Genomic DNA, 15,967 nt, shown 5'->3' with positions numbered 1-15,967 from the left:
GTACCCAAAATTTAAGCATCCCTTTTAACGGGGGGTGGCGTCTCTCTTGGGGTGACCGAAATTATTAAAGGGTTTGCTAGTCCGTTTGGCGAAGGATTCAAGAAATAGGTTTTTCCATACATTTTCTTGGAGGAATGCGTCATGATCTCGATACCCGGCCTTCTTCCCGGCAAGCGAAAGAGCAGTCGGGGACGCGTCTTGAAAACCATGATCGTTTCGTATTTGCTCATCCTTTTATTGCCTATGACCGTAGGGCTTTTTCTATATGGACGGGTGGAAAACGTGATGGAAAACAATGCGGAGCGTTCAAATTCGGCGATGCTGGAGCAGCTGCGGCTTTCCATGGACAGCAAGCTTAAAGAAGTGGATATTTTGGCCAAGCAAATTATGTTTAACCCCAAACTGGCTTATTTGCTGAATCTTGATCGGCATGATCAAGGGGGGGCGTACCGCCAGGTAGAATTCGTCCGCGATTACTTAAATCGTTATCAATCTTTTGTAAGCGGATTCGTGAAGGACTACTATGTTCATCTGCAGGCCGGAGACGTCATTTTGAAGCCTGGATTGCGGACGGATGCAAGAACCTTTTACGACAAGTATTACCGGTTTGGGCATATGGACTTTGATACATGGAAGCGGACGTTGCTTGGCAGCTATCATAACAAGGCATTTCTGCCCTCCGATGTGCTGCTTCAGGACCCGAACCAAGGAAATGGCAACCCGGCGAATGTGATCACTTATGCGCAATCCCTTCCGCTTCATGAAGTGTCTAATATCCGCGGAACGCTGGTTATCATGATCGATGGGCAGCAGCTTCAAGAAATGTTCCGGCAAATCGAGTACGCCAACGACAGCGAGATTTATATCCTCGATAAGGAACGGGGCGTGATCGCAAGTTCCTCGGACTCGGAGCTGTCCGTGCAGGTGACGGAAAGACTAGCCGGACCATCGGGATTGTTCAAGACAGCATTAAATGGCACGGACAGCATGATCACTTTTACGGAATCCAAGGAGTCCGGCTGGCAGTATGTATCCGTCATGCCGATGGACAGTGTCATGGAACGAGTAGCACAACTGAAGAGAATGGCGCTGACGGTGTTTGTCGTTTCGCTTGTCGCAGGAGCAGCCGTTGCTTGTTGGTTTGCATACCGACAATACAGTCCCGTCAAACGGGTGGTTGATGCCATTCTTCAAGGAAAGCCGATTCAGGATAAGCCGGCCGCGAACGAATATGATTTCATTTTGCAAACGATCGAAGGCTCGCTTGTTGAGCAGCGGCATCTGAGAGAGCGACTGTTCAGGCAAACGCCCGTCATCCGCGCTGATTTTCTGTCAAGGCTCATTCGGGGGTACATCGATCCGGATCATGCGGAGAATCAAGGAGGGCCGTCATTAGTGGGCATGGGCATCCACTTCAGGTCCGATATGTTTGCAGTCATCATCGTTCAGGCAGTGGATATTACAAGGCTGTCGCCGGAACCATCGGAGCAAGATTGGACGCAAATCCGCTTTATTGTCTCCAATATCGGCACGGACATTGCGAATTCGGGTCACCAGGGATTCGCCGTCGATATGGAACGCGACCGGGTAGCGTTCCTGGTCAATTTCCATCCGGTTGAGGAGGCGGATGCCGAGCTCTTCCTTCATGAGATTGCAGAGCGATTGCTCCGTATACTGGAGGACCGTTTCCACATTTCCGTGACCATTGCCGTTAGCAGCATACACACAGGAAACGGAACCATCGGCAGTGCTTATCTCGAAGCCATGGCCGCTCTGGATTACCGCATGTTCAGCGGAAGAAATTCCATCATTCACTTCGGTCATGTGCGGGACATTAAGCATCATTATTACTATCCGATCGAATTCGAGACGCAGCTTGTCAATCATGTGAGAGGCGGAGATAAGGAAAACGTCGCTAAGCTGCTGGACAATATTTATACGATGAATTTTAATTCGGCGGGCATGACCCCTGAACTGGGCAGATGCCTGTTCTTCAATATCATAAGCACATTTCTGAAAATACTGAATTTGACGAACACGGATCATGAAAGCCTGCTGGGCCCGAACTTTGACCCTGTAAAGCATATATTCGGTTGTGCCACAAGCGATGAAATGCAGGCTGAGACCAAGCGGTTGTATGAAAAGCTGACCCGTCTCTTTCATACGGAGCACAGCGATCACAGCATCCAGCTGCAGCAGGATATGATGGCATTCATTGACCGGAATTTAACCGATTATAATTTAGGACTCGGTATGATCGCCGATCATTTCGGCATGACGCCGCAATATATTTCGAGTTTCTTTAAGAAGATGAATCGATGCAATATCACCGACTATATTACCCGAGCGAGAATTGAGAAAGCGAAGACATTGATGGAGCAATCGGAACTGACCAATGCGCAGCTGGCCCAACTGGTCGGCTATACCAATGATGTCGTGTTCATCCGGGCATTCAAGAAATTGGAGGGGGTCACCCCCGGCAAATATCGGGTGAGCGCTAGCGGACAATAACGTTGAACGCAGAGAGGAGTGGCCAATCAGAAATGGAAGCGATTCAGGAACCTTTAAAATACGGTGAGGTAACGACATGGACGCAGCAAAGGACCGAAGCCGCCATCGAATTCGTTCTTCATCGGATCGATCAGAATTTAGACACGTTCTCCAATTGTTTTCCGTCTCCTGCCAGCCGCGATAATATCTACGAGGCAATCGGCAACACGGAATGGACCTCGTCATTCTGGACCGGGATGCTGTGGCTTGCTTATGAAGTCACGGGAGATGCCAAGTACCGGTCGACTGCGGAGCTTCAGCTCCACAGCTACAAGGAGCGCGTGGAGCAGCGCATCGCCACGGAGACGCATGATCTGGGATTTTTGTATTCCTTGTCCTGCGTTGCCGCCTATAAGCTGACCGGGAATGAGGAAGCAAGACGGATTGCCTTGGCCGCAGCAGACCTGTTGATGGAGCGGTATTTCGAGAAAGCCGGGATCATTCAGGCTTGGGGCAAGCTGGACCAGCCTTCACAGCGCGGCCGAATGATCATCGACTGCTGCATGAATTTGCCTTTGCTCTATTGGGCGACAGAGGAAACCCGCAAACCGGAGTATCGGCGCGCCGCCATAAGCCATGCGCACCAATCCTCCCGTTATTTGATCCGCGAGGATTCCTCAACGTATCACACGTATTATATGGATGTCGAGAGCGGAGAACCAAGGTTTGGGCAAACGTCCCAAGGATATGCGGATCATTCATGCTGGTCCCGCGGTCAGGCCTGGGCCATTTATGGTTTACCGCTCAGTTATGCATATATGAGGGAAGAATCGCTGCTGCATGATGCGGAGCGGGTAACGAATTACTTTTTGAATCGGCTGCCTGAGGATTATGTGTGCTATTGGGATTTGATATTCACCGAAGGAAAAGAAGAGAGGGACAGCTCGGCCGCAGCCATTTCGGTATGCGGAATGCTGGAACTGGCAAAGCATTTGCCGCTCTCACACCCGCGGCGCCGTACGTACGAGAACGCGGCACTGCGCGTTTTGGGGTCATTAAGCGATCGATATACTACGGTATCGCTCCCAGGATCCAACGGTATTCTGCAGCATGCGGTGTACGGAAAGCCGCTCGGCAACGGAATCGACGAATGCTGCATCTGGGGGGACTATTTCTATTTCGAAGCTTTAGTGAGGGTCTTTAAAGATTGGGATATGTACTGGTAAAGGAAGAGAGCCCATATTCAAAAGACAGAGTGTAAGTATCCCGTACCTCTAACATCAGCGTGCCTGATGTTAGGGGTATTTTGTCTGTCTGCTATTTGATATGGTTGTGTTGACAAAATAAATTAACTCGAGTTAATTTATTTACATAAGTTAACTTTAAGGGGGCTATCACAATGGATCCGGATATCCCATTAAGGGAGTTAAAAAAAGCCAAGAACAAAATCGCGCTGTATGAAGCGGCATTATCCTTGATGAGCGATCGGATGTTCAGCCAGGTTATGGTGGAGGACATCTGCAGGCGAGCCGAAATCTCAAAAGTCACTTTTTTTAAGTTCTATCAACACAAAGAGGATCTGCTGATTTATTTTATGCGGGTATGGCTGACCAAACGGGTTATCGAGATCGATACGGAAGGGAAAAAGGGATTTCAGGCTTTCCGGCATCTGTTGTCCCAAGTGGCTAATGAGCATCAAGTGAGGCCAGGCATGATGCCAAGCCTGATCTCCTTTCTCGCGGAGCAGAACATGCAGCCCTGCATGCCGGAGCTCAGCTCTGCGGAAGTATCGCTGCTCTTTCCCGGACACGAGGAAGCGGGAAGCAAGTCACCTAACATGTACGATTTGTTCCAGCAGTTCATGAAGGAAGAGGAGCAAGCCGGAAGGCTGAACAAAGCTTTTACCTTGGAGCAAGCTGTGCAGATTTGTTTCACCATTTTTTATGGCGCGTTTCTGACGGCGCAATTGTATAATTCAACCGAAATCAGTCGCTTTTACGAAACGCATCTTGGTCTGCTAGAAATAAAGGAAGAGGAGTGAACAGGTATGAGCAAAGTCATTCCAGGTCGATATACCGCACACATGGAAGGATCCTTCGTTGTATTCGTGATCGGGTTTCGGATTAACAAGTGGTGGGCGGTCCATAAGTGGCTGCCTGTCATGAATGCCATGTCCCCGATGCTTCAGGAGCTGTACCGGAACAAGGATGAGCTCGGTTTCATGGACGGTACCTATCATTTTTCCGGCAAGGGGCTTACTCTTATTCAATATTGGAGGAGTTTCGAACACCTGGAGCATTATGCCCGTCACGGAGCCAGTCACCTGAAGGCATGGCGGGATTTCAACCGCAAGATTGGAACGGGAGGGGACGTAGGGATATTCCACGAAACCTATTTGGTTCCGGAAGGACAATATGAATGTCTGTACAACAATATGCCGAGGTTCGGTTTGGCAAAAGCGGGGGCCCATGTCCCCGCGACGGGACGCAGGGAAACGGCAAGCCGGCGGCTTGGCCGCGAGGGAGAACCAGCAGTGCCGACTCCTCCAAATCCGTAGTTTCGGTCTATAGTCGGTTGATCTCCCTCTGTTGCCGCAGCTTAAGACAAGGATAATTACCATAGCTTAAGGGCGGTGTAAATGCTATGGAAGTCGTGATGCTTTCGACTTGTTTTTCTTCCGTACTCCAAAAAAGTGTTGGTAATCCCCGTTCATTCTTCTATGTCGGGCGCAAACGCATTTGCCGCTTTCCCGCTGTACGGGCTCAATATATCAGGCTTACCATTTTGGAATCGAGATGGTGTCCGCGTCTGTCCGGCTTTGAAGTATACCGTAGCTCGCAGGATTGATGGGAGAAGGAGAATTCTAGCATCTTCGCGGAATTCCGGTATGGAGCCATAATAAGGAGGCCACCGCAAAGGAGCGGTGGCTCCTTTTTTTTCGAAAACGCAAAATTCACCTTCCGTTTCATCCAGATTAGTGTAAGATGTACGTGAAAGTATCCCATTTCATTGTAGAGAGGTGTAACCTGCATGAGTCATTCCGTATCATTTGAGACCCGGCTGTTGAGCTCTTTGTCCAAAGTATTTGCCGATGAAGAACTATCCCAAGCCTCGTATGACAGAGGGTCGTCGTTTGGCAATGAGACATACTCGTTTCAAGTTGCTTACCGTTCCAATCGCTTGTTGAAAAACATCCGGGTTCATCTGCAATCTGAGTTGAGCGAGCGGATTACCGTCCGTTCTGTAGGCCTGGTTCCATCGGAGATGCCTACATATTATGATCATGACGAGTTTATCTTAAGAGCTACGCCCGGGCTGTATCCGGACCCGCTGCTGCCTCTGACATCAGAGCCTGTGATAACCGGATGCCCGAACCAGTGGAGAAGTCTATGGATTACGGTACAGCCTGAGGGTGAGATCAAGGGCGGTACATATGAAATCCGGCTTCGTTTTGAAGCGGAATCGGGGGAGTCGCTTGGGGAAGAGGTATTCACACTGGAAGTGATTCCGGCAGCCTTGCCGGACCAGACGCTGATTCATACGGAATGGTTTCATGCCGATTGCTTGGCGAACTACTACGAGGTGGAGATTTTTAGTGAACGGCATTGGACGTTGATCGGTCAATTTATGCGGACCGCCGCTCAGCATGGCATCAATATGATCCTGACCCCATTGTTTACGCCTCCGCTGGATACAGAAGTGGGCGGAGAACGGCCAACGGTGCAACTGGTTGACGTGGCTGTTACCCAGGATGGAACATATGCGTTTGGGTTTGATAAGCTGGACCGCTGGGCAGACCTGTGTAATTCTAATGGGATTCAGTACCTGGAATTCTCGCATCTTTTCACCCAGTGGGGAGCCGGGCATGCGCCGAAGATTATCGCTAACGTGAACGGAAAGCCTGAGAAGCTGTTCGGATGGGAGACGGATGCAACCGGAGAAGCGTATCATGCCTTCATCAGACAATTCATACCGGCCCTCACCGGTTGGATTGAAAGCCGGGGACTTGAGCAGCGCTGTTATTTCCATGTATCCGATGAGCCATCCGAGTCCCATCTGGAGGCTTACGGTCATGCAAGCCGGTTGATGAACGAGCTGCTGCCGGATTACCCGATCATTGACGCGCTCTCCGATATTTCGTTCTATGAGCAGGGGCTGGTGAAGCGTCCGATTCCGGCCAGCAATCACATTGAGCCTTTTCTGGATCAACAGGTAACGCCACTGTGGACCTATTATTGCTGTTCCCAGTACAAGGAAGTGTCCAACCGTTTCTTCAATTTGCCTTCGGCAAGAAACCGGATCATCGGGATTCAGTTGTATAAGTTTAATATCGAGGGATTTCTCCATTGGGGATATAACTTTTGGAATTCGCAATACTCGAAACGCACCATTGATCCGTTCAAGGTGACGGATGCGGATTGCGGTTTTCCTTCCGGGGATGCTTTTGTGGTATACCCTGGTGAAGAAGGACCGATTGAATCCATTAGGCTGAAGGTATTTCAGGAAGCGCTTCAGGATTTGAGAGCGCTTCAGCTGCTGGAGACGCAGATCGGCAGAGAGGCTGTGCTGCAGGCGCTGGAGGAAGGGCTCGAAGAGCCAATCACCTTTAAGACGTATCCGAGGGAGCAGGAATGGCTGCTGTCGAAGCGGCAGTGGATCAACGATAAGATCAAGGAAAGTTTGGTTGTGAAGTAAGCCGGCTGGTGAGTGCAAACTAAATCTTGGCGGCATTGAACTCTGTATAAGAAGGTCTCGCATTCCCGTTATAGGAATGTGAGACCTTTATTTTATTTACATAATACGCGCTTGAAGAAACGAATGGTTTCTTTCCATGATTCTACGCTTGCTTGTGCAAGAGCCTGTTGGTTTCCCTGATCGGAGGACACCGCTCGCAGATAAGGTATACCAATGTAATGTCCTGCCCCATCATAGATCAGATGTTTGGATGCGTCTTTGCGGAAAGCTGTCTTTCGTTTGAAAGCTTGCTCCGAGAGATAAGCGGAATTCCAGCTCTCATCAGCCAATCCCGATATCATGAGGAGCTCGCCGTTCATCCTTTCTAGAGGAATGGTAAGATTGCTGATTACAATTCTTGGAAGGTTCACCATCATAATCTCCTTTGCATTCGTGTCAAGATGGTATAGTTCTGTTAATGGACACTTAAATCCTGTTAAATCCAAAGAATTGGCCAAGGTTGTTTGATATAGAAAGTCGGCCTGTCACCGGCAAACCACGTCCGAGGCGAAAGAGGCCTGCTGTGGTTCTAGTGGTACCGCCGAATTTATGCCATCATAAGAGCAAGGGGGTAAGAACGATGTATTTGGATTTCAAGTTGGCGGATGATCGTCCGGCGTACATTCAAGTTAAAGATTACATGAAGCGCTTGATGACGACCGGCGCGCTGCAAGCCGATCAGAAGCTTCCCTCCACGCGTGAGCTAAGCGCGCTGTTTCGAGTGGGCCGCAATACGGTGCTGAGCGCGTACTCGGATTTGGAGGACGAAGGCTATATCTATGCGGTCAAAGGGCAGGGGCACTTTGTTACCCCTTCGATCAGCGGAGCTTCGCTGCAGCCCGTAGGCAAACGGCTGGACTGGGGTCCTCGCCTGAACGAATACGCCAGACTTGCGGAAGCGCATGATCTGATGAAGCACGGTATTCGAGCCGAGAAGGGCTCCATATCTTTTACAAGCATCGCTCCCGATGAGAAGCTGTTCGACCTGCAAAATGTCAAGCGTGCTTTCCTGGACCGGATGTCGCTTGAAGGCGATGTACTTCTAAACTATGGTTACGCCAAGGGCTATAAACCGCTTATTGATTACCTTCTCCGTTATATGGAGAACAAGGGCGTGAATATGGAGGGTAAGGATATGCTGATCACCAGCGGTTTTACGGAAGGCTTAAGTCTGGTGTTATCGGCCTTGAACAAAGGGCATGGCGGCATCCTGTGCGAGAATCCCACCCATCATACAGCCATTAAAAATTTTAAAATGCACGGGTACGCCATTACCGGCGTTGAGATGGAGCATGACGGCATCAGCCTGACGGGGCTCGCGCGCGAGCTGTCGGAGCGGACGTACGACATGGCGTACCTTGTGCCTTCCTATCATAATCCTACAGGAATCGTGATGTCCCACCAGAAGAGGCTGGAAGCGCTGCGGCTGCTGAATGAGCACGAGATTCCCGTCATCGAAGATGGTTTCAACGAAGAGCTGCGCTATTCGGGCTCGCACATCGCGCCGCTCGTTGCATGTGCAGGCGGCGAGAACAACAGCGTGATCTATTTGGGCAGCTTCTCCAAGATCCTGTTTCCCGGCCTGCGAGTGGGCTGGGTGCTTGCCGACAAGACCCTGATTCATTATCTGGAGAGCGTGAAACGTGCCCGCAGCATTCACACATCGACCCTGGATCAATCCCTGCTCTTTCAATATTTGTACAACGGCAACTTCGAGAAATATTTAAAAAGGGCGAAGGCCGAGTACAAGCGAAAATATGAGCTTGCGATCCGCTGCTGCGAGGAGTGGATCCCGATGGAGCGGTTGTCCGGCGACGGCGGGCTTCACCTGTTCGTCGAATTCGGTCCCGAATTCCGAACCCGCGAGCTGCTGGAAGTCTGCTCCGCCCAGGGCGTGGTGTTCACGCCAGGCGACATTTTCTTTACCGATGGCGGGGGCCATCACACCATGCGTCTGGGATTCTCCCGCGTCTCCGACGAGAACATCGAGAAGGGAATCCGTATCATCGGCGAGGCGGCCAGAAAGCTGGTGTAATAAAGCTACAACGGAGAAGGCGGAATGATTCTGGAGAAGCGGAGCGTTCTCCTGAAAGCTTTCCAACGGAAAACTCGCTTCGGAAGCCAATGCACCCATCGGATTTCAACAACGAATATTCAAATCAGTAGAAATCTGAGGGCAACAGAGGTCGGAAGAATAATCCGCATGCCGAGTGCTGATTAGCATCCAAGGAATGCTTCTCTGAGAAATCTTTTGACTGCAACGGAGAAGGCGGAATTATTCTGGAGAAGCGGAGCGTTCTCCTTTGCCGTCGGATTTCAACAATGAATATTCCAATCAGTAGAAATCTGAAGGCAACAGAGATCGGAAGAATAATCCGCATGCGAAGTGATGATTAGCTTACCAAAGGTAGTTTCTGCTTACAATGCGAGCCTTTTTAAGGTAATCAAACGGTAAGAGTTTAGCTTATTTTTAGGAGGTCTACATCATGAAGGTTGGCGTCATCATGGGAGGCGTATCATCCGAGCGTGAAGTTTCGCTAATGACTGGCAAAGAGATGATCGCAAATCTGGATAAAAGCCGCTACGAGGTTTATCCGATCGAGATTAACAATAAACGCGAGCTGATCAGCAAAACGAAAGGCATCGATATTGCTTTGCTCGCCCTGCACGGGCAATACGGGGAAGACGGGACGGTTCAAGGCACACTCGACTCCCTGGGCATTCCGTATACAGGCAGCGGCGTTCTCTCCAGCAGCGTTTGCATGGATAAAGACCTGAGCAAGAAGCTGCTGCGGTACGAGGGATTGATTACAGCCGATTGGATCATGGTCAACAGTATGGAGGAGCTGGCCGCTGCCGACGTGGAGGGACTCGGTTTTCCTGTCGTGGTGAAGCCGAACGCAGGCGGGTCCAGCGTTGGCACTCGAATCGTGCGTGATGCGAATGCCTTAGCATCCGCGGTTGAAGAGGCATTGCAGTGGGACCGCTCCGTGATGATCGAGCAAATGATCAAGGGAGAAGAGATCACTTGCCCGGTTTTGAACGGTGAGATGCTCCCGATTGTGTCCATCAAGCCGAACTCCGAGTTTTTCGATTATACATCCAAATACGAAGAAGGCGAAGCGGATGAGCAAGTAATTGAGCTTCCTGCCGAACTTCAGCAGCGGGTGCGCGCAGCTGCGCTTCAATGCTATAAGGCGCTGAAGTGCAGTGTGTATGCCCGGATCGATATCATCCTGAAGGAAGAGACTCCTTATATTTTGGAGGTCAACACGCTTCCGGGTTTAACGAAGAACAGTTTGCTGCCAAGAAGCGCGGAAGCGGCGGGCTATTCGTTCAGTGGACTTCTGGATGCCATCATTGAAACTTCATTATCGGAACGAAAAAGCGAAGGCAAGGAGTAGAGGGATATGAATACAACGAGCAGCTTTCTAACATCAACGGTGCAAGTCATGCCGCCTTCCGGCATCCGGCAATTTTTTAATGCGGCGGAAGCGGATGATGATGTCATTTCTCTCGGCGTGGGGGAACCGGATTTTGTGACGCCCTCGTGTGCGATTGAGGCCTGCAAACGAGCTCTGGAGCATGGCCGCACGATGTATACGCCGAATGAAGGGCTAATGGAGCTAAGGGAAGGGATTGCGGAATATCTGGATACCGGATTCCAGCTGCAATACGAACCGACGAGAGAGATACTGGTCACGGTTGGCGGCAGCGAAGCGATTGATCTTACGCTGCGGGCGCTCATTTCGCCGGGAGATGAAATTATTATTCCTGTGCCGGGATATGTCGCTTATGCTCCTCTTGTGCAATTGAACGGAGGAACTGTCGTTGAACTGGAGCTCTCAGCAGAGCATAACTTCAAATTGACTGCGGATGCGCTGCAGAAGGCGATTACCCCTCGGACGAAAGCGATCGTTGTTAACTTTCCAAGCAATCCAACAGGCGCCGTGATGACCTATGAGGATTGGCTTCCGATTGCGCACCTTGCGGTTACGCACAATTTGGTGGTGATTTCAGACGAGATGTATGCCGAGCTTACCTATGGCCGCACGCATACCAGTATTGCTTCGCTGCCTCGGATGCGGGAGCGCACCATCGTCATCGGTGGATTTTCCAAAGCCTTTGCCATGACGGGCTGGCGGGTCGGTTACCTCTGCGGCGATTCCCACTTGGTGAGCGCTATGGTCAAGATTCATCAGTATACTGCGCTCTGTGCACCCATCATGGGGCAGATTGCGGCTCTCGAATGTTTAAGGAATGGACTCGGGGATCGGGACGTGATGAAGCAGGCTTATGATGAACGCAGAAAGATGTTTGTGCAAGGTCTGACCGATATCGGCCTAAGCTGCCGCGATCCTCAGGGTGCTTTCTACGCGTTCCCCAGCATAACCGGAACGGGTCTGGGCTCGCAGCAGTTTGCGGAGCGATTGCTTCGGGAGGCAAAAGTCGCCGTTGTACCCGGTCATGTGTTTGGCGCCGGGGGCGAAGGCTTTATTCGCTGCTCGTATGCAACTTCGTCCGATCAATTGAGCGAAGCACTCGACCGAATGGAGCACTGGCTTCGAACGCATGCAAGTGCTGTCCGTGGTCTGCCCACCTTACAGAATTCTTGAGAGTTTACGGTAATCGGTAGCGGTAATTCCCTCCAGTCTGCGGAAGATTCGGCTAAAATAATGAATGTCCGGGTATCCGACCCCTTCGCCAACCATCTCGATCGAGATGTCGGATTCCCGGAGAAGCCGGCGCGCTTCGCGATGACGAACGGTTTGCACGAATTCACTTGGCGGCATTCCGGCAAAGCGTTTAAACAATTTGGCGGTATGATCCGGGCTTAACATCAAATGCTCCGCAATCACTTTGTTGCTCCAGTCTTTGGCTGGAGTTTTTTCGATTTGAGACATCAGTTCAATCAGTTTGGCATCGTGCGGTGACGTTTCCGTCAAGGCTTGGGAAGGATGCGTCCGAAGCAGTTGCACGAGCACATCCAGCATCAGCCCTTTGCAGGCAAGCTCATAGCCGGCGGGACGCAGGGTGAATTCCTCCACGATTCGTTCCATCATCTGAACGCAAGGCAATGGTGGCGTGTAGATGACACGGGAAGAGAGTGGGGGAAATGCGGAGGACACCGCTTCATGCGCGAATTTATCTGTATCCAGCACGGCTTCATTCACGATCATATCAGCTTCGGTCTGTATGTCCAGCTCATCAAAGAAATCAAAATGAATCCCCAGAAACCGCGCATCAGGATGGGAAACCACCTCATTCTGATGGTAAACACCTGACGGCAGAAAGATCAACTGACCAGCTTCGATGCGATAGCGGTTCCCGTACATCGTTGTAGCGGCTTCCCCTTGGTATACATAGAGCAGTTCAAAATCGTATAACCTGCGCTGCGGGAGTGATCCCGTCGCCATGCGTTGAAACTGAGCATAGTGAATGCAGGGTGACCATTCCCTAAAAGGCGCTTCGCGTTTTATCGGAAAATTGAGATCCATATCGGCCATTGTAAACTCACTCCAAAATGTTATTAAGAGATGATAAATAGAACGGAATTGTCCAAATAATCACTTTTCTATCTAAATCATTTGGCGGAATATTTATTTATTATATAAGTATTATTACATCCGAATGGTTTATTTACAACTTGACGGAAAAAGTCAAATGATGTGTTTCAGAAAACGAGTGTTACAACATCAACCTATTGATTTTAGGAGGGATTCACGATGAAGAAAGGGATTAATATCTGGTCGTTCCCGGGAGATGCTTCCATCTCCGACTGCATCCGATTGGCAAAAGAAGCTGGGTTTGAAGGAATCGAATTGTCATTAAACCAAACAGGGGAGCTCGGACTTCAGGCTGGCGACAAGGAAGTACAGGCCATAGCGGCACAGCTGAAAGAAGCGGACCTGGAAATCGCGGGTTTGGCAACAGGTTTGTATTGGGAATACCCGATGACAAGTGATGACCCGGCTGTCCGTGAGAAGGCCATGGATATTTGCAAGAAGCAGCTGGAACTCGCGTCCGCTTTTGGAGTGGATGCCATACTTGTGATCCCAGGGGCGGTCGGGGTCGATTTCGTTCCCGGTTCAGCAGTTATTGACTACGAATATGCCTACGAGCGGGCTCAAGAATCCATTCGTAAGCTGGTTCCTTACGCGGAAAGCGCCGGCGTTGCCATCGCACTCGAGAATGTATGGAATAAATTCCTGCTGTCACCGCTGGAGTTGCGGACCTTCATTGATGAGATCGGTTCCGAATATGTCGGCTCCTATTTCGACGTAGGCAATGTTGTGCATAACGGTTATCCGGAGCACTGGATTCGGATTTTGGGTGAGCGGATCAAAAAAGTCCATTTCAAAGATTACCGCAGACAGGCAGGCGGATTGCACGGTTTTGTCGACCTGTTGGCAGGGGACGTTAATTATCCGGCCGTTGTTGAAGCGCTGCGCTTGATCGGCTATGACAACTATGTCACGGCAGAGATGATCCCGGCGTATACCCACTATTCGGAGCAGATCATATTTAATACATCCAATGCAATGGATGCGATTCTTGGACGTACGCCATCTTTGCGCAAGCCGGATGCACGCCAGCATCAAGGCCAATCATAATAAGGGATACGGAGGGAAAGAGAATGCTAAAAATCGGAATATTGGGATTTGGTTTCATGGGGCGCATGCATTTCGACAATTATGTTCGACTAGCCGAAGAGGGTGCGGACATCCAACTGGTGGCGATTTGCGATCTGCGTATTGATGAGCTTAAGGACAGCAAAGCCAACGGCAATATGGCGACCGAGCGGGATGTATACGACCTGGAGCCCTATCATCTTTATGACCATGTGGACAAAATGCTGGAGAATGAAGAGCTGGATATAGTGGATGTATGCCTGCCGACATATTTGCATGCAGACATGTCCTGCATGCTGCTGGAGAAGGGCATTCACGTCATGTGCGAGAAACCTGTCGCAGGCAGCTCGGAGGAAGCCTGGCGCATGGTGAAAACAGCGGAGCGCACAGGAAAAACGCTCATGATCGGACAATGCCTGCGTTTCTGGCCAGCCTATGAATATTTGAAAGAATGTGTGGAGGACGGCCGTTATGGAAGCATCGTTGCAGGCGAATTCTTCCGGGGATCGGAGCCGCCTAAAGGCTGGTTCCTGGAAGGAGACAAGAGTGGTGGCTGCATTACGGACATGCATGTGCATGACGTGGATATGATCCACTATCTTATGGGCAAACCTGAGCGGGTATCGACATTCGCCAAAACGATTATTAAAGGAAGCTCGTACGATATCGTATCCACCCACTACAGTTTCCCGGATGGCAAAGTGATTAACGCGCATGCGGATTGGACACTGCACGGCGAACACGGTTTCTATATGGGATATCGGGTGAATCTGGAAGAGGCTACGCTGGTGTTTGAGAATAATGAACTGACGGTGTACCCTGAAAACGCTCCAGGCTTTACGGCTGAGCTGTCCGAGGATTCCGGCTATTACCGTGAACTCCGGTATTTCATTGAGCATGTTGCGCAAGGAAAGCCGGTAACGGTATGTACACCAGAAAGCGCTGCCGGATCGCTAGAAATTATTGAAGCCGAGATTCGTTCCGCGAGAGCGAACGGCGCTTTGGAGACGGTATCTGGGAAACAGGTAGTATCCTAATTTTACTTACTATAGGGTAGAACAAATATAAACAAGGCCAATCAGGGAATAACCTGATTGGCCTTGTTTAGTTATTTGGTTAATGAGCTCATTGCAGATGACCAAAGCAATAGCGCCTGATATCCCACAGCAAGAACACTAAATAATCGTGTAAACGTTAAGCTCTGAATGTTTTCAAGAAGTCCACGGCGAGCTTGATATCCGCTTCCGGATTGGCTTTCACTTCACGTTCGATTGTCAGATACCCCGTATAGCCAATATCCTTGAGAGCTTGCAAGTAAGCATTCCAGTTAACGCCACCTTCTCCAAGAGGTACCTCACGGAACTTCTCGCCGGATTCAGCCATATCGGCAATTTTGTCATGGTCAAGCGCAGGTGCTTCGTATCCGAAATCACCGTATACATCGCGAGGATCGATATAGTCAGCCAGCTTGATTCCGTCCTTCGCGTGTGTATGAACGATATAATCTTTCAGATTGTACACACCCTGTACCGGATCGTCTCCAGTGACCATGACCATATTGGCAGGATCAAAGTTAACGGACACACCGTTGGAACCGAGGCCATCCAGGAATGATTTCAAATGAGCAGAAGGCTCCGGACCTGTCTCGATGGCAAAGAAGGCGTCCATCGACTTCGCGAATGTGCTAAGCTCCAGACAAGCTTTATGCATCGTTTCATATACGCGGCTGTTATGATCTTGCGGCACGATACCGATATGCGTGGTGATGATATTGGTTCCCAGCTCCAAGCCGAGCTCCATGATTCGTTTGGATTTCTCGATTTTAGCCGCATTTTCGGCAGGGTCCTGGAAACCGTGTCCGCCAAGGTCACCAACGAGAGCGGAGATTTCAAGTCCCAGTGAATCGATGTAATCCTTCAATTCTTTACGGGCCGAAGCAGAGAGGTTGGCCGGATCCATTTCGCCATGAACGGCATAGATCTGAACGCCGTCTGCTCCGACATCCCGGGCTTTAAGAAGGCCGTCTCTTACTCCAACTCGAAAGCTGTCAACAATAACGCCAATTTTGTTAGGCATGATAGGCTTCGACATCCTAATATCCCCCTTGTATC

13 protein-coding genes are annotated in these 15,967 nt (G+C 50.3%); 10 read left to right on the top strand and 3 right to left on the bottom strand.

The window, feature by feature from the left end; translation table 11 throughout:
* The first annotated feature begins 141 nt into the window (after positions 1–141).
* The 5 genes from MKY48_RS24475 (at position 142) to MKY48_RS24455 (ending at position 7,185) form a co-directional block, all read left to right on the top strand.
* Positions 142–2,511, top strand: a complete 2,370-nt coding sequence (locus MKY48_RS24475; RefSeq protein ID WP_339266919.1) for a helix-turn-helix domain-containing protein — start codon at positions 142–144, stop codon at positions 2,509–2,511.
* A gap of 32 nt (positions 2,512–2,543) precedes the next feature.
* Positions 2,544–3,716, top strand: a complete 1,173-nt coding sequence (locus MKY48_RS24470) for a glycoside hydrolase family 88 protein (protein WP_339266917.1) — start codon at positions 2,544–2,546, stop codon at positions 3,714–3,716.
* A 173-nt stretch (positions 3,717–3,889) separates the two neighbouring features.
* Positions 3,890–4,531 (top strand): helix-turn-helix domain-containing protein, encoded by a 642-nt coding sequence (locus MKY48_RS24465; protein ID WP_339266915.1) that lies wholly within the window; start codon positions 3,890–3,892, stop codon positions 4,529–4,531.
* Positions 4,532–4,537: 6 nt separating this feature from the next.
* The gene (locus MKY48_RS24460; protein ID WP_339291356.1) at positions 4,538–5,047 is read left to right on the top strand and encodes a DUF4188 domain-containing protein; all 510 of its coding nucleotides are present in this window, start codon (positions 4,538–4,540) and stop codon (positions 5,045–5,047) included.
* 473 nt (positions 5,048–5,520) lie between these two features.
* On the top strand, positions 5,521–7,185 hold the full coding sequence (locus MKY48_RS24455; protein WP_339291355.1) for a DUF4091 domain-containing protein: 1,665 nt from the start codon (positions 5,521–5,523) through the stop codon (positions 7,183–7,185).
* Positions 7,186–7,277: 92 nt separating this feature from the next.
* Here the strand turns inward: MKY48_RS24455 and MKY48_RS24450 are convergent, their stop codons facing one another.
* A complete protein-coding gene (locus MKY48_RS24450; protein WP_339291353.1) occupies positions 7,278–7,595 on the bottom strand; it encodes an acyl-CoA thioester hydrolase/BAAT C-terminal domain-containing protein in 318 nt (105 codons plus the stop codon).
* A 209-nt stretch (positions 7,596–7,804) separates the two neighbouring features.
* Between MKY48_RS24450 and MKY48_RS24445 the strand changes: the two genes are divergently transcribed.
* The 3 genes from MKY48_RS24445 to MKY48_RS24435 all read left to right on the top strand — a co-directional run bounded on the left by MKY48_RS24445 (position 7,805) and on the right by MKY48_RS24435 (position 11,840).
* Entirely contained in the window at positions 7,805–9,259 is a 1,455-nt protein-coding gene (locus MKY48_RS24445) for a PLP-dependent aminotransferase family protein (protein WP_339291351.1), read from the top strand.
* Positions 9,260–9,710: 451 nt separating this feature from the next.
* Positions 9,711–10,628, top strand: a complete 918-nt coding sequence (locus tag MKY48_RS24440) for a D-alanine--D-alanine ligase (RefSeq protein WP_339291349.1) — start codon at positions 9,711–9,713, stop codon at positions 10,626–10,628.
* 6 nt (positions 10,629–10,634) lie between these two features.
* On the top strand, positions 10,635–11,840 hold the full coding sequence (locus tag MKY48_RS24435) for an aminotransferase class I/II-fold pyridoxal phosphate-dependent enzyme (RefSeq protein ID WP_339291348.1): 1,206 nt from the start codon (positions 10,635–10,637) through the stop codon (positions 11,838–11,840).
* On the opposite strand, the gene MKY48_RS24430 is transcribed toward MKY48_RS24435, so the two are convergent.
* On the bottom strand, positions 11,826–12,731 hold the full coding sequence (locus MKY48_RS24430; RefSeq protein ID WP_339291347.1) for an AraC family transcriptional regulator: 906 nt from the start codon (positions 12,729–12,731) through the stop codon (positions 11,826–11,828). The two genes, MKY48_RS24435 and MKY48_RS24430, sit on opposite strands and share 15 nt — an antisense overlap.
* Before the next feature lie 219 nt (positions 12,732–12,950).
* Between MKY48_RS24430 and MKY48_RS24425 the strand changes: the two genes are divergently transcribed.
* Together MKY48_RS24425 and MKY48_RS24420 are read left to right on the top strand one after the other, a co-directional pair.
* Positions 12,951–13,838 carry a sugar phosphate isomerase/epimerase family protein gene (locus MKY48_RS24425; RefSeq protein WP_339266904.1) on the top strand — a complete coding sequence of 296 codons (888 nt, stop codon included), beginning with the start codon at positions 12,951–12,953 and terminating at the stop codon, positions 13,836–13,838.
* A 23-nt stretch (positions 13,839–13,861) separates the two neighbouring features.
* A complete protein-coding gene (locus tag MKY48_RS24420; protein WP_076325662.1) occupies positions 13,862–14,893 on the top strand; it encodes a Gfo/Idh/MocA family oxidoreductase in 1,032 nt (343 codons plus the stop codon).
* Between the two features lie 157 nt (positions 14,894–15,050).
* Here MKY48_RS24420 and MKY48_RS24415 read toward each other — a convergent pair whose 3' ends face one another.
* Positions 15,051–15,947 carry a sugar phosphate isomerase/epimerase family protein gene (locus tag MKY48_RS24415; RefSeq protein ID WP_076325663.1) on the bottom strand — a complete coding sequence of 299 codons (897 nt, stop codon included), beginning with the start codon at positions 15,945–15,947 and terminating at the stop codon, positions 15,051–15,053.
* Between the last annotated feature and the right edge of the window lie 20 nt (positions 15,948–15,967).

Source organism: Paenibacillus sp. FSL W8-0187, assembly GCF_037969755.1.
GTDB lineage: Bacteria > Bacillota > Bacilli > Paenibacillales > Paenibacillaceae > Paenibacillus_AQ.
Note: the sequence above shows the minus strand (reverse complement) of the source record. Positions and strands in the feature narration are given on the sequence as shown.

Excerpts from the sequence above, each read along its gene's own strand:
- MKY48_RS24415 (WP_076325663.1), bottom strand. The coding sequence starts at position 15,947 with ATGTCGAAGCCTATCATGCCTAACAAAATTGGCGTTATTGTTGACAGC.
- MKY48_RS24475 (WP_339266919.1), top strand. The coding sequence starts at position 142 with ATGATCTCGATACCCGGCCTTCTTCCCGGCAAGCGAAAGAGCAGTCGG.
- MKY48_RS24460 (WP_339291356.1), top strand. The coding sequence starts at position 4,538 with ATGAGCAAAGTCATTCCAGGTCGATATACCGCACACATGGAAGGATCC.
- MKY48_RS24470 (WP_339266917.1), top strand. The coding sequence starts at position 2,544 with ATGGAAGCGATTCAGGAACCTTTAAAATACGGTGAGGTAACGACATGG.
- MKY48_RS24420 (WP_076325662.1), top strand. The coding sequence starts at position 13,862 with ATGCTAAAAATCGGAATATTGGGATTTGGTTTCATGGGGCGCATGCAT.
- MKY48_RS24425 (WP_339266904.1), top strand. The coding sequence starts at position 12,951 with ATGAAGAAAGGGATTAATATCTGGTCGTTCCCGGGAGATGCTTCCATC.
- MKY48_RS24455 (WP_339291355.1), top strand. The coding sequence starts at position 5,521 with ATGAGTCATTCCGTATCATTTGAGACCCGGCTGTTGAGCTCTTTGTCC.
- MKY48_RS24445 (WP_339291351.1), top strand. The coding sequence starts at position 7,805 with ATGTATTTGGATTTCAAGTTGGCGGATGATCGTCCGGCGTACATTCAA.
- MKY48_RS24430 (WP_339291347.1), bottom strand. The coding sequence starts at position 12,731 with ATGGCCGATATGGATCTCAATTTTCCGATAAAACGCGAAGCGCCTTTT.
- MKY48_RS24440 (WP_339291349.1), top strand. The coding sequence starts at position 9,711 with ATGAAGGTTGGCGTCATCATGGGAGGCGTATCATCCGAGCGTGAAGTT.
- MKY48_RS24435 (WP_339291348.1), top strand. The coding sequence starts at position 10,635 with ATGAATACAACGAGCAGCTTTCTAACATCAACGGTGCAAGTCATGCCG.
- MKY48_RS24465 (WP_339266915.1), top strand. The coding sequence starts at position 3,890 with ATGGATCCGGATATCCCATTAAGGGAGTTAAAAAAAGCCAAGAACAAA.